Source organism: Dyadobacter sandarakinus (assembly GCF_016894445.1).
Taxonomy (GTDB): Bacteria; Bacteroidota; Bacteroidia; order Cytophagales; family Spirosomataceae; genus Dyadobacter; species Dyadobacter sandarakinus.
This window is the reverse complement of record NZ_CP056775.1, coordinates 1799896-1813633: the sequence shown is the minus strand read 5'-3', so window position 1 is coordinate 1813633 and position 13738 is coordinate 1799896. Positions and strand designations below refer to the sequence as shown.

The following is a 13738-nucleotide window of genomic DNA, read 5'->3' as shown; positions in this document are numbered from 1 at the left end:
ACGAATCTATTTTAAACTGTATACCTGTCTGTTCTTTCCATTTTTATCAAAAATCAGCACCGATCTGATTCCGTCGGAAATCCCGATGGCGCGTTCCTGCTGAGAGAGGTAGCCGGCGCCGTAGTTAAATTCCTGTTTTCTTTTTACGCCGTTTTTAAAGGTAATTTCAGCATACACATCCTCTGGCTTTGCCCGGATTACCTCCCTCAAATGCCGGTTCCGGTTTGTCAGGATATTCAGACTGTCTGCATTGGCCGTAGCCAGCACCACCTGCCGGCCTCGCGAGTCGTACAGCATTCCGATGCCGCGTGTAGCTCCGCTAAGGAACACCCCACTCATTTCGGCAGGCAGCGGCCGGAAGTTGCCTTTCCCGTCACCTTTCAGCAAAATGCCCACCGATGCATCCATAAATCCATACACGACCTCATTGGAATGCGAGTTGCCGGTCAGGAGCAGATCAAGGTTGCCGTCGGCGTCGGCATCCAGGGGAAGTATTCCGAAAATACAGGAGAATTGTGCTTCAGCCGGAAGTGCCTTCATTTCAAATTTTCCACTGCCTTTGTTGATCAGGATACAGCTCCGGAAGGTTTCGGCTGTGTAATGTTTAGCACCTGAAACCAGGTCTTTACTGAAAATGTCATCCAGCTTCGCCCGGCTGAAAGGCTCATAGGTATTAAACTTCTTTTTGAGGACCGGCATGGTGCGGAAAAGGTCATCCCGGAAGGAGAGGGGAAAGCTTTCTTTGTCGCCGCCGGCATTTGTCATGTAGCGCGTCATCACCGGCTTAGGCCTCCCGTTTCCCGCAAAATCGGCGTAGTATAATTCCAGCGGCTCATTATGGGAGGGCCGGTAGTCAATGTTGTCGCCCACATTTCCGAGCACATAGTCCGTATCACCATCATTATCCAGGTCGGCCGGGTAAATGCTGCTCCACCAGCCATGCATGTTCTGAAGCCCCGTTTGTGCGGTAACATCCGTAAGTTTTCCTTTTTGATTTTTCAGGAAAACAGGCGCCATCCATTCCCCTGTGACGATCAGGTCTGTCCAGCCGTCATTGTTAAAGTCGGTCCATACTGCGGCATTGATCATACCGGCATGCAGCAGGGCAGGTGCGAGCATTTCCGTGGCATCCGTAAACTTCCCTGCATGGTTGGTAAGCAGGTAGCTCCGGGGCGGGCCGGGGTATTCGCCAGGCAGCACCGCGCCCGCCCGGAACAGGTCCAGGTCACCATCTTTGTCGAAATCAGCTGCCGCCACACAGCTCCCGCTGGAAGTGGTAGCCGGGAGTGCCTGTCCGTTTTTGGTAAAATGTCCTTTTCCGTCATTCAGGTACAAACGGTCGGTGTAAGCACCCGGCTGATTACTGAATTCGCTACCGCCGCTTACGATGTACAGATCCTGATCTCCATCTCCGTCGGCATCAAAAAACAGCGAACCCGCATCTTCAAACCGTGCATCGTCTTCAAGAATCTGCTGGTGCTCGAAGGTTCCCGATTTCGTCTGCCGGAAAAGCGTACCCGGTAAGCCCGCTGCGCCGCCGATGAAAAAGTCGGTACCATTCAGCTGATCCGCGTCAGCCACTGCAATACCCGGGCCCTTGCGGGAGTACATGGCCATCAGCAGCGACTCTTCGACAAAATCGTTGAATTCGTTTTCGGTATGTTTCCAGTGAACATCGTAGGTGTCATTGGCATTGGAAAAGACCACATCAGCAGCTTTTCCGGCAGGGCTCGCGGCGTCATCAGCTTGCTGATAATTTAAAGTAAGCCGCTGATCAGCCTGCACCGACGTCATGAGCTGCGATTTTCCATCGGGCCAGATAACCCGCAGCGAGTCGATCGAAGCATGCTTCCCGAGTCCCGCATGCAGCGGTCCGCTCATGCTGGACAGGTAACCTTTTACCGGAGAAAAATAATGGTAGAACCGGTCGTTCCCGCAGTACAGGGTGATTGCGGCACCGATGCCAGCGGGATTTTTCGGGCTTCCGCTCAGGAGCATTTGGAGGTAGTGATCCTCTCCGGCCTGCTTTATAGATGTGTTTTCAAATACAAAAGCCTCCTCATTGATGTTGCTCACAACCAGGTCCAGGTCGCCGTCGTTATCTAGGTCGGCATAGGCTGCCCCGTTGGAAAAAGAGTCGTACTTGAGTCCCCAGTTGGTGGTGTTATTTTCAAAATCCAGGTTGCCTTTATTGCGGTACATGTAGTTGGAGAGCTTTACGCTTTTCAGCATGCTCAGCAGTTCCCTGGTCCGGTTGGCCTTTACCTCGTTGGTACCAAACATGCTGTGATCGGTATTGTAGGCCAGGAAGTCCAGGTCGGTAATATCTTTTACAAAACCATTGGTAATGTAGGCATCCCGCAGTCCGTCATTATCATAGTCTGCGAGCAGCACGCCCCAGCTCCAGTCCGTCGCCTGCATGCCCGTCAGCTGCCCGATTTCGGAAAAGTAAGTTGTCCCGTTTGCACTGGTACCCTGGTTAAGTTGCAGGGTGTTGCGCATGTACTGGTCTACGTACCCGGCCTTCTGGCGCAGGAAAAACTTCTCGTAGTCCGCCTTCGCGATCATGGTTTTACGACGCTCGTTGTTTTCCGGGAGCATGTCCATCACCATAATGTCCGGCCTGGCATCATTGTTAATATCCTCGATGTCAACGCCCATTCCATTGTAAGTCTGATGCCGCAAGCTTTCCCGGGCCGATTCGCGGAAGGTTTTATTTCGCTGGTTGATCAGCAGCTGATCATTGGGCATGAAATCATTGGAGGCATACACGTCCGGCCAGCCATCCTGGTTGAGGTCGCCCACGGCCAGCCCGAGCCCGTATCCTTCCTGCCGCACCCCGGCTTGTACGGATACGTTTTTGTACATAGGATGCCCGAGCGTATCGCCCACATTCTCGTAAAACTGATCTGCCGTCTTCCCGCGTGTAATCGGGAAGCCTGCGGGTATGATCATGGTTTTTTCTATTTCGTCTACTTCATTCGTGAGCAGGTACATGTCGAGGTCGCCGTCCCGGTCGTAATCAAGGAAAGCCGACTGCACACAAAAGCTGCTGTCGTTCAGCCCGTATGCAGCTGCTTCTTCCCTGAAAGTCAGGTTTTTCTGATTGACATAAAGCAGATTATGGTGCTTTTTTGCAAAGCGTGGTCCGGCTACATTGAGGTAAATGTCCGTAAAACCGTCATGGTTGATATCCACTACCGATACCCCCATGATCCAGTCGGATGTAGTGAGCCCGGCTTGTACTGTAATGTCCTCAAACTGCATGTTTCCCTTGTTGAGGTACAGCCTGGACGTGACCATGTTCCCGGTAAAAAGGATATCTGGCAGCTGGTCATTGTTGAAATCCGCAATGCCTACGCCGCCGCCGTTGTAGCAGTAGTAGTAAGTAAAGGCATTAATGGTGTCGCCCTCTGCAATGTTGTTGGCAAAATGGATCCCGGTTTCATCGGGCGATAGTTTGTAAAAAAGCGTGTCGCCTTTTCGCCTGCAGGCAAAAGTGTCCAGGAGAAGCATCAAGTAACATAAGCGTAGGAAAAAAACCTTCATGGTTTGCAAAAATGGACGGTATGGGACCGGAGGGCAGATGCCAGGATTTTCCCTGAGAGAACGGATGAACCCCCTCTCAGGGAAATAGCATTTAGTTGATATAACCCGGGTTCTGTTTCAGTTTCGGGTTGGCACTCACGTCGTTGAAAGGGATCGGCAGGTACTCGTTTTTATTCGGGATAAACTTGCCGCCGCTGTTGGAGCGGTACTCGGGGTGCTTGGTAAATACCTCGGCCATCGTGCCCCAGCGCAGCAGGTCAAATACCCGGTCGCCTTCGAGCGCCAGCTCCAGCACCCGCTCATCCCGCACGGCTGCACGGAATGCGTCCTTGCTGAGGCCCGGCGTAATGTCGGGCATGTTAGCCCGCGCGCGTACCCGGTTGATGGCATCGTAAGCCGTCGCGTCCGGGCCGGATGCTTCGTTCCTGGCTTCGGCATACATGAGGAGTACGTCGGCCAGGCGGATCATTCTCCGGTTGTTGGAAGCGTACCACCACGAGCCCGGTACCAATGAGCTTTCCCGGTCGAAGTTCAGGTATTTGCGGTCCCAGATCCGGTTGGTGTCCGCGCCTGTCATCTTTGTTTTAAAGTTATCCTGGTAAATCTTGGCCCCCGGATAATTCCAGATCATGGTCGCATAAGCCCGCGGATCGATCTTTCCGTCTTTCGTTTTTTGTTTCATAAACAAATCAAATACCCACCGGTTTACAGAAATACTGCCCTGACTTGAATAAGCAGGAGGTGCAATGTCCGGCTCATAAGCCTGGCCTCTGCCTACGTTCGGGGTGCCGCTGGTGCCCCAGCTTGCATTCACGTTGCTTTCATACTGCAGCTCCCAGATCGACTCCGCATTGTTGTTGGTAGCAGTGAGGAAGTTGTCCTGGTAGTTGGAGACGAGCCGGTAGAGGTTTGGTTTATCAATGATCTTCTTGAACTCGGCAGCGGCATTGGTCCAGTCCTTTGTAAACAGGTAAGCCTTGCCGAGCATAGCAGTGGCAGCTCCCCAGGTTGCCCGGCCCACGTTAGCGGCATCCACTGTCTCGGGTAATGATGCCTGCGCAGCTTTGGAATCACTGATGATGGAAGCCCATACCTCGGCTTGCGGGGCCTGCTCTACAAACAGGTCGTTCACTTCTTCTACCGGTTGCAGGATCAGCGGAATGTTGCCCCACATGTTCAGCAGGTAAAAATGCGCCAGTGCACGCAGGAAATAAGCTTCTCCCAGGATCCGTTTCTTTTGCGCCTCGTCCATGTCAATGGTTGGCACATAAGCCAGTACCGAGTTGGTACGGGCTACGATGGCATTGAGCTCGCCCCAGCCTTCGCCCACCCGCCCGTCGGTAGGAACGACGGTGAAGGTTCCGGGATCGCTCACGGCCGGCCAGGAGAATGCATTGGCATCGTCGCCGCGGTGAATTGTCAGGATGGCGCCCAGCATCCGGCCCCAGCCCTGGGTGGTAGTGAGCGGACCATAGCAGGCCACCAGGCCCTTCTCGGCGTCATCGGCGGTTTTCCAGAAGCTGGCCGTACTCAGCGCATTGGGATTGGTCAGGTTCAGGTCGTCCTTGCTGCAGTTTACGGTCACCATGACAACCATCACGAAAACCAGGGGAAGTGTGACGAATCTCCCTTTTTTGTAGTTGACAAATATCTTTTTCATGTCGGATTAAAAGTTTAGATCAAGACCAATACTCATGATTCTTGCATTTGGATAGGCGGTTTGGTCTACGCCATTGTTGAGCAGGCTTCCGATATTGTTCGGGTTGCTGCCGCCGTTGCTGTTACGGCCTACTTCGGGGTCATATCCTTTGTATTTTGTAAAAGTCAGCAGGTTTTGTCCGCTCACGTAAAACCGGGCATTGCTGATTTTGGCTTTGTTCAGCAGCGACTGCGGCAGGGTGTAGCCGATGGTCAGGTTTTTCAAGCGCACGTAGGAACCGTCCTCAATGTAGAAAGACGAAGAACGCTTGTTGTTTGCAGGGTCCAGCTGCGTGGCGCGCGGGATGTCGGTATTGGTATTTTCCGGCGTCCACGCATTCAGCACTTCCGGACTTTTATTACTGCCGTAGTCAAGAATGTACTGGAACCGTCCTTTGGCATTCCAGATTTTGTTGCCGCTCACACCCTGAAAGAAAAGACCGAAATCAAAGTTTTTGTACGTCGCATTGAAGTTTGCGCCATAGTTGAATTTTGGAAACGGACTGCCGAGCCAGGTCGGTTCTTTGCTGAACTTAAAGTCACCGGCCGTAGCATCCGTGCGGCCGTCCTCGGTAGCCTCCTGTTTGCTTTGATAAATCCCCAGCACCTGGTATCCCCAGAAACTGCCGATGGGCTGGCCCACGTCGGTGCGGGTTGCCTGCAGCGACTGCTGGGTAAAACCACCGGCGATAATGGGACTTACCCCGTCGCCCAGGCTGATCACCCGGTTTTTAACCGTGCTGAATGTTCCGGTAATGCTGTAATTGAAATCCTTCCCGGCGGGCCTGGCATAGGTTACTGCCATTTCAAAGCCCTTGTTGTTGATCGTGGCTGCGTTTTTGGTGAGCGTGCTGCCCGCACCTCCATAAGCAGGGATGGGAATGCTCGCCAGTACATCGGAGGATGTTTTATCAAAATAATCCGCCGAGATCGTGATCGCATTGCGCAGCATACTCAGGTCAAAACCAATGTCGCTTGTCTTGGTGGATTCCCATTTCAGATCCGGATTCACATACTGCGTCACGGCAATGCCCGGCTGCGCGCCTCCTGCAAAATAGTAGTCCGAAGTCAGGTTGAACGTAGGCGACGTCAGGTAGTTGCCAATGTTCTGCGAGCCGAGCGTACCGTAGCTTCCCCTGAGTTTGAGATCATTAAAAAGATCGGTTTTGGGAAAGAAGCTTTCCTCGCTCACGCGCCAGCCCAGCGAAAACGACGGGAAAGTGGCAAACGTATTGTGCGGATACAGGAACTTGGAAGAACCGTCGCGCCGGATCGTGGCCGTCAGCAGGTATTTGGATTTATAATTATAATTGATCCGCGCAAGTGCCGACTGCAGTACAAATTCCTGCAGATCACCATTCGTGTTTACCGTCCGGTTGATTGCCGCATTGATTACCCGGAGATCATTCGACGGAAAGTTCGCTGCAGTAGCGCCCAGGCTGCGGGCCTGTCCGTTTTGCGTCGTGTAACCTGCCAGTACTTCAAAGTTGTGATCTCCAAAGGACTTGTTATAGGTGAGTGTATTTTCAACAAGCGTCGTAAATGACTGGATGTAGGAGTCGTTCAGCGTTGCCTGCTGCTGAAATGCCTCCTGCGAGTTGCTCATGAAAAATGCCGGTGTAAAATCGTACTGTCGGTAAACGGAATAATCAAGGCCGACATTCAGCTTGTATCGAAGTCCGTCGATGATCTCGTATTCGAGTCCGATGTTGCCCAGCACCTGGTCCGTGGTGTACCGGTTATCGTCCATATGCGCCAGTCCGTACCAGTTCACCACGCGCGCCACACCGGCAAACGCAGGATCGAGGCCGGCATAGCCACCCTGGTTTTTTGCATCATACACCGCCATCGTAGGCAATGGTCCGGTTTCGCGGCCGACGTAAGTATTGGGATTGTTGATGCTGCGGGAAAGGCTCAAAGACTCGGTAAACTTGAAGCGGCCCTTGTTGAACTGGGAGTTGGCGCGCATGTTATATCTTTTGAACCACGAATCCGTCGCAATGCCTTTCTGATCAAAATACTGACCTGAGATAAAATACTTGGCGGTGTTGCTGCCGCCCGAAAGGCTCAGGTTGTAGTCTGTCATGGGCGCAGAACCCAGTTCAAGGCTTTGCCAGTCCGTATCAATGGCGGGATCAAACTTGGCATCATTACCCGGCGCACGTTCCAGGCCGTCATTATCATGCGCCTGGTTGTTCCAGTCTGCATACTGGCGCGCATTGAGGAATTTAAGTTTTTTACTCGGTGTCTGAATGCCGCCTTTTACATTCAGGCTTACTTTCACATCGCCTGCCTTGCCCGACTTGGTGGTTACCAGCACCACACCATTGGCAGCCCGGCTGCCATAGATCGCCGCTGCCGATGCATCTTTCAATACCTCCATGGATTCAATATCATTCGGATTGATGTACGACATGGAAGCAGCGATCATCCCGTCGATCACATACAACGGCTGGTCGTTGCCGAAGGTACCGGTTCCCCGGATCACCACGGCGGGAGCCTGGCCCGGCGCGCTGCCGCCTTGTTGCACCGTGACGCCCGCAAGCCTGCCCTGCAGGAGTGCCGATGCATCTGCCGCCACCACGCTTTTTACGTCACTGCCTTTGACACTGCCCACCGCACCTGTCACATCCCGTTTTTTCTGGGTACCGTAGCCTACGACCACAATCTCGTCGAGCGCACGGTCTTCATGGGTCAGCTCCACGCTGATCTCAGTCCGGCTTCCGATGGTTTCCTCCACCGACTGGTAACCTACAAAACTAAAAACGAGTACAGCGTCGCCGGGCTGGGTTTCGATGGTGAAATCACCGTCCGCGTTTGTCACAGTACCGCGCTGGGTTCCTTTTACAATTACATTGACACCCGGCAGGCCCGCACCCTGCGGATCTTTCACATTACCCTTGATGGTCTGGACGGCGCCGGCGGGTAGCACCGGAAGGTGGTTGTGGCCAGCCCCCGCAAATGCCGCGCCCGAAAAAGCGAGCGCGAGCAGCAGTTGGTAAAAAACATGTTTCATAGGTTCAGGAACGGTTGGATTAAAGTTTAGATGTGCTTTTCATAATCGATGCGGCTTTTATAATCACAGGTTTGGTGGAAATAACTCAAATTCATTGACGCCGAAGTAGCCCTGGTATTCGTCGATCACCAGCCTGAACTTCTGTGCGGTAACCGGTCTGATTTCCTTCTGCCAGTCGCCCATGCTGCTTCCTTCGGCCAGGTCTGTCCAGGTGCTGCCCGCCAGGTACTGTACCTTGAACCTGCGGATGGCAGAATCGCTGTACCGCGACTCGCCCAGCTTGATCCTGCCTACCGGATGGGGTTTGCCGAGGTCTACTTCCAGCCAGCCTTTCGGCTCATACAGCGACATGATTTCTTCGGACAGGTAGTGGATGTTTTTACCATAAACCTGATGTACGTCAATGTCCTTGCGCCGGCCGATCTTCCAGCAGGTTTTCGGATTATCGTCAAATGCGGCGGCCGGGTCGTGGTAGAATTGTCCGACGGCACTTGAAGCAGTTGCTTTTTTACCGTAAGCCAGGGACCGGGAAGTCGAGAACGGGATCACCGGTGAAAGAGAAGCCAGAGGCTTGTCCATCGTGAGTACCGCAATCGTTGCGACGGAATCGATTTTTGCTTTTGGGAACTGGATTTTCAGGCGCTGGGTACTTTGGCTGAAAGTGACCGGGCTGCCGTCCGCGAGGGCAGCACTTTTAACTTTTGCCGGAATGCCCGGCAGGGTGAGCTCTGTTTGCGTGTCGTTCAGCAGGTGAATGTATAGTTTGTTGTCTTTGTAGGAGCTTACATAATCGGCTGCGGGCGTGTAAACCCCGCCTTTTGTACCGTAAATGGCAGCTTGATTTTTTGAAATCCAGCTTCCCATTTCATGCGCCCGGGCAACAAAATCGGCCGGAAAAACGCCGGTACTATCAGGCCCGATATTGAAAAGCAGGTTTCCGTTTCCACCCACGCAGCGCAGCAACGTGTGCACGGATTCTTTCAGACTGCGAGGATGGTCGCCAAACTTCCACGCCCACTGGTGGCCCATGTTGGTGCAGGTTTCCCAGGCGGTTGTACCGTAGCCGGCCACAAATCCTTCGGGCGTCGCATAGTCCGCGTACTGCCCTACATACCCGTGCGACTCATCCGGGGTAAAGGGTTCGAGGCGGTTGTTGATGATGATTTCCGGCTGCAATGTCCGCGCGAGGTCATACACTTTCCTGGGCTCGACCGGGCTCGGCCAGCCTTCAAAATCAATCCATAACAATCCGATTTTACCATAGTTGGTCAACAGCTCGCTGACCTGCTTCAGTACCCTTTCCGCAAAGACCGGATTCCGCTGCGGATCACGGCAATCGGGGTCTTTCCAGTCCGCCACAGAGAAATACCACCCGATAGGCATGCCGGCTTCGTGTGCGGCCTGTGCCAGCTCTTTGCATACATCCCGCCCGAAAGGGGCATTCATGATGTTGTAGCTGGTTGTTTTTGTATCAAAAAGACAAAAGCCGTCATGGTGTTTGGCAGTAAGCACCATGTATTTCATACCCGAGGCTTTGGCCAGTGCCACCCATTCTTTTGCGCTGAACTTCTCAGGATTGAATTTTTTGTACAAAGCATCATACTTTTCAGGTCCGTAATCCTTCCGCGACCAGCTGATTTCCTGTCCGATCAGCGACACCGGGCCCCAGTGTATAAACAAGCCCATTTTAGCATCCTGCCACCATTTTAATCTTTCAGCCAGCGACATGGGCTGCGCGGATTGTTTTTGAGCAAAACCCTGAAAACCCGAACAGGCGAGCAGGAAAATGAGTAGTAGCTTTTTCATAAAACCGAACTTTTGATCTGAATTTTTTCCGGCTGCATACCGGTTTTGCCAGGCAATGGTTTGTGACCGGCCAGGGCATAATACATGAGGTAAGCATAGCATAATACGGGAACCAGAAACGCGGTTTTGATCCCGGAAGCGTCTGAAACCAATCCCATCAGCGGCGGAATCACCGCTCCTCCAACAATGCTCATGATGATCAGCGAAGAGCCCGTTTTGGTATAAGTACCCAGGTCTTTGATGCTGAGTGTAAAAAGAATGGGATACATGACGGAGGTGAACAACCCGATTAGCGACAGGGCATATAGGGAAGTATACTTCGTCGCCAGCATGGAGATGAATATCAGGATTATGGCAGCCAGCGCACAGAAAGCCAGCATTTTAGAAGGATTAAGCATCCGCAGCCAGTAGGCACCGGCCAGGCGCCCGGCCAGTACAAGCGCCATGTAAAAGGTGATAAACAAGGCGGCATCCTGCTCACTCAACCCGGCAATGCCGGACGACTGGGCATATCGGATCATGAAGCTGACCATGCCGACTTCCGCACCCAGGTAGCAGAACACCCCCAATGCGCCCAGCACGGTATGCCTGAACGCAAACACGGACTTCAGACTGCCGGCAGGTGCACTTTCTTCCTCGATTTTGGGCAGACGGATGAAGTACAACAGCAGCCCGATGGCCAGAAAGAGTCCACCCAGGCTCAGGTATGGGGTTTTTACAAGCTGGGCTTCGGCATTCAGGTACCGGTTTAACTCAGCAGCATCGAGGCTGGCGGCAGTAGCGGCGGGTACGTCGGTGGCGTGAAGCAGGAAGCGGCTCCCGACAAACGGGCCGATTGTGGCTCCGAGTGACCCCACCGCCGAAGCCAGGCTCAGCCGGCTCGACGCCCGGTCGGGATCGCCAAGGATGGAAATGTAGGGAGTAGCCGTCACTTCCAGGAAGGTGAAGCCGGCTGCCATGATGAAAAGCGCAGCCAGAAAGAGGGGATAGTAGCGGGTGTCTGCTGCCGGGAAAAACAGGAATGTGCCCGCAGCGGCGGTAAGCAGGCCGGTAACCATCCCTGCTTTGTATCCATATTTACTGATAAACTGTCCTACCGGCAAGGCAAGCAGAAAGTAACCCCCGAAAAATGCCGACTGCACGAGTGAAGACTGGAAATCAGTGAGCTGGCAGGCTCTTTTCAAATGCGGAATAAGAATATCATTGATGTTCCGGCTCAGGTTCCAGATAAACATCAGGCTCATCACCACCAACAAAGGCACTGCCACGGATTTGCTGCTTTTCATCGGATGTGATCGTTTAACAGGAATACAGGTTCCATCGTGGCCCAATGTTCGTCCGGCTTTGCGTCTGCAAGTTTCCTCTGGAAGCCCGCCATCAATGCGGCCCACTCAGGCTGGCGCGGCATGGTGCTCATTTTTGCAAAAGCGTCGGTCAGGCTGGTATCTTCGTCATGATCTACAATCATAAAGAGCCTGTATCCGATGCGGTATATCTGCATGTCGGCAATACCGGCTTCTCGGATGCCCGCCGGAATCTCCGGCCACATGCCCGAAGTGCTGTGCAGGTCCAGGTATTCCGCAACCAGCTGGGAATCGCGGGCCAGGTCCAGGGCCATACAGGTTCTTTTTACAGCCATTCCGCTTTATTTTTTATAGCCCAATTCAGCCCCGCCGCTCACAGGCATTACACACCCGGTTACAAACCGTGCGGCATCCGAGATGAGGAATACCGCTACATCAGCGATTACGTCGCCTTCGGGACAGTATCCCAGTGCATGAATGTTGTCGAGGTACTGCTCAATTCCCGCCCTGTCGGGCTGCTCTGCCGACCATTTCCGTAACATGGGTGTCCATACTCCGGCCGGGCAAACGGCATTGACGCGTACCCCGAACGGTGCATAATCCAGCGCCATCGCTTTGGTCAGTGCGCTCATGCCGCCTTTTGTGGCTACATAGGCCGCATGGTTTTCCTGACCGATCCCGCCCACCATACTGCTGGTATTCAGTATGCAGCCTTTTGTTTTTTTCAAATGTCCGATCCCGTAGCGGGTGGTCCGTAACACACTTTTCAGGTTGATATCGAAAAGGTTGTCCCACTCTTCATCCGTAGTCTGATCGAGCGGTTTGGACGGGTTTGCGATGCCTGCATTGTTATGGATGACATCTATTTTGCCAAAAGTGGCCACGGTCTTTTCCAGTGCGGCTTTTACCTCTTCTCCGGATGTGACACTCCCTGAAATGGCACACAACAACTGCCGGGATATTTCATTTTCCAGGTCTTTTAATGCATCTTCATCCTTATCCATCACAGCCACCTTCGCACCGGCCCGCAGGTAGGCGAGGGCACATGCTTTTCCGATGCCTGCCGCACCGCCGGTGAGGAAAATGACTTTATCTGCCAGTGCACTCATATTTTTAAAACAGTATTCAGATAATGCGCTATTCCTTTAAATCGCTGCTGCTTCCGGGCTCCTGAGGTACCTGGTAATAGGCGCCGCTAACTTCCGCAGGATGTACAAAGTATTGTTTCAGATGCGGTATGTGTTCGAGGAATAAATGCTCGTGGCCCATCCCGATGTGGTTGAACAGTACCAGGTGCTGGTGGATCTGACCCATATCGCCCACGTGCGGCACCACCGGAATGCCCATTTTCCGCGACAGCAGGCTGATCGTCAGAAATTCGGAGATACCACCGACACGCACGGCATCTACCTGACAAAAGTCCAGTGCCTTAGCCTGGAAAAAATTCTTGAAAATCACCTTGTTGGGAATGTGTTCCCCGGTGGCGACTTTCAGGGGCGCAATGCTTCTGGCAATCGTCTGGTGGCCGATCACATCATCGGGGTGCGTCGGTTCTTCGATCCAGAAAGGGTTGATCTCACCCAACTTCCGGCAGATGTCCAGCGCCTCGGGTACATTCCATTTCTGGTTGGCATCCACCATGATCGTGGCTTCGCTGCCGGCCGTCTCCCGGATCAGCCTCGCGCGACGGATGTCACGGGAGGGATCGTCGGAGCCTACTTTGAGCTTCAATGCGGTGAATCCTCCGTCCATCGCTTTTTTGGTGCCGGAGACTATTTTTTCATCGGAAAAATTAAACCAGCCTACCGATGTATCGTATCCTTTATATCCCGTAGCCAATACCTGCTCTCTCGACTGCCTTGTAGGTCGATGTTCTTCCAAAATATCAACAGCCTGCTCCCGGGTGAGCACGTCTTCCATGTAGCTGAGGTCAAGGGTGGCGACCAGCTGTCCGGGTGTAAGGTCGAGCAGTAATTGCCAGAGCGGCACCTGCCGGGATTTGGCCCAGAGATCATAGCAGGCATTCACCACCGCAGCCAGGGCGAGATGCACCACCCCTTTGTGCGGACCAAGCCAGCGGAACGAAGGAGAATCCACCATTTTGCGGTATACCGCTCCGAAATCGCTCATCAGTTCCTCGATTTCCCGGCCGGCGAGGGGAGCAGCCAGGTATTCTATGGCCCTGCACACGAGGTCATTGCCTGCTCCCAGCGTAAAAGCCAGCCCTACGCCGGTAACCGCGGTATCCGTGTGGAGGCAGCAAACCGCATAGGCATATTGCGGTGTCGTGTGCGTAGCGTCCGAACCTGCGCCGTCGGAAAGGTCAAACCTTTTGTCCTTTATAGTGATCGATTTAATGTGCATC

Annotated in this window: 8 protein-coding genes; all 8 read right to left on the bottom strand. The window is 53.3% G+C overall.

Annotated elements, in window-relative coordinates; translation table 11 throughout:
• Window positions 1–6 precede the first annotated feature (6 nt).
• A complete protein-coding gene (locus HWI92_RS07125) occupies window positions 7–3516 on the bottom strand; it encodes a VCBS repeat-containing protein (protein WP_204662096.1) in 3510 nt (1169 codons plus the stop codon).
• Between the two features lie 124 nt (window positions 3517–3640).
• Window positions 3641–5209 (bottom strand): RagB/SusD family nutrient uptake outer membrane protein, encoded by a 1569-nt coding sequence (locus tag HWI92_RS07120; protein ID WP_204662093.1) that lies wholly within the window; start codon window positions 5207–5209, stop codon window positions 3641–3643.
• 6 nt (window positions 5210–5215) lie between these two features.
• Window positions 5216–8263, bottom strand: a complete 3048-nt coding sequence (locus HWI92_RS07115; RefSeq protein ID WP_204662090.1) for a SusC/RagA family TonB-linked outer membrane protein — start codon at window positions 8261–8263, stop codon at window positions 5216–5218.
• Window positions 8264–8326: 63 nt separating this feature from the next.
• Window positions 8327–10069, bottom strand: coding sequence for an alpha-L-fucosidase (locus tag HWI92_RS07110; RefSeq protein WP_204662087.1), 1743 nt, complete (start codon window positions 10067–10069; stop codon window positions 8327–8329).
• The gene (fucP, locus tag HWI92_RS07105; protein WP_204662084.1) at window positions 10066–11355 is read right to left on the bottom strand and encodes an L-fucose:H+ symporter permease; all 1290 of its coding nucleotides are present in this window, start codon (window positions 11353–11355) and stop codon (window positions 10066–10068) included. Before fucP ends, HWI92_RS07110 begins: the two co-directional genes overlap by 4 nt.
• Window positions 11352–11708 carry an L-rhamnose mutarotase gene (locus HWI92_RS07100; protein WP_204662081.1) on the bottom strand — a complete coding sequence of 119 codons (357 nt, stop codon included), beginning with the start codon at window positions 11706–11708 and terminating at the stop codon, window positions 11352–11354. The genes fucP and HWI92_RS07100 overlap by 4 nt, the downstream gene beginning before the upstream one ends.
• Window positions 11709–11714: 6 nt before the next feature.
• Window positions 11715–12482, bottom strand: coding sequence for an SDR family NAD(P)-dependent oxidoreductase (locus tag HWI92_RS07095; RefSeq protein ID WP_204662079.1), 768 nt, complete (start codon window positions 12480–12482; stop codon window positions 11715–11717).
• 28 nt (window positions 12483–12510) lie between these two features.
• Window positions 12511–13737 carry an enolase C-terminal domain-like protein gene (locus tag HWI92_RS07090; protein WP_204662077.1) on the bottom strand — a complete coding sequence of 409 codons (1227 nt, stop codon included), beginning with the start codon at window positions 13735–13737 and terminating at the stop codon, window positions 12511–12513.
• Window position 13738: the final 1 nt, after the last annotated feature.

What these genes read in the sequence shown, in the direction of transcription:
- fucP (WP_204662084.1), bottom strand. Translation starts at nt 11,355, where the DNA reads ATGAAAAGCAGCAAATCCGTGGCAGTGCCTTTGTTGGTGGTGATGAGC.
- HWI92_RS07115 (WP_204662090.1), bottom strand. Translation starts at nt 8,263, where the DNA reads ATGAAACATGTTTTTTACCAACTGCTGCTCGCGCTCGCTTTTTCGGGC.
- HWI92_RS07125 (WP_204662096.1), bottom strand. Translation starts at nt 3,516, where the DNA reads ATGCTTCTCCTGGACACTTTTGCCTGCAGGCGAAAAGGCGACACGCTT.
- HWI92_RS07120 (WP_204662093.1), bottom strand. Translation starts at nt 5,209, where the DNA reads ATGAAAAAGATATTTGTCAACTACAAAAAAGGGAGATTCGTCACACTT.
- HWI92_RS07100 (WP_204662081.1), bottom strand. Translation starts at nt 11,708, where the DNA reads ATGGCTGTAAAAAGAACCTGTATGGCCCTGGACCTGGCCCGCGATTCC.
- HWI92_RS07090 (WP_204662077.1), bottom strand. Translation starts at nt 13,737, where the DNA reads ATGCACATTAAATCGATCACTATAAAGGACAAAAGGTTTGACCTTTCC.
- HWI92_RS07110 (WP_204662087.1), bottom strand. Translation starts at nt 10,069, where the DNA reads ATGAAAAAGCTACTACTCATTTTCCTGCTCGCCTGTTCGGGTTTTCAG.
- HWI92_RS07095 (WP_204662079.1), bottom strand. Translation starts at nt 12,482, where the DNA reads ATGAGTGCACTGGCAGATAAAGTCATTTTCCTCACCGGCGGTGCGGCA.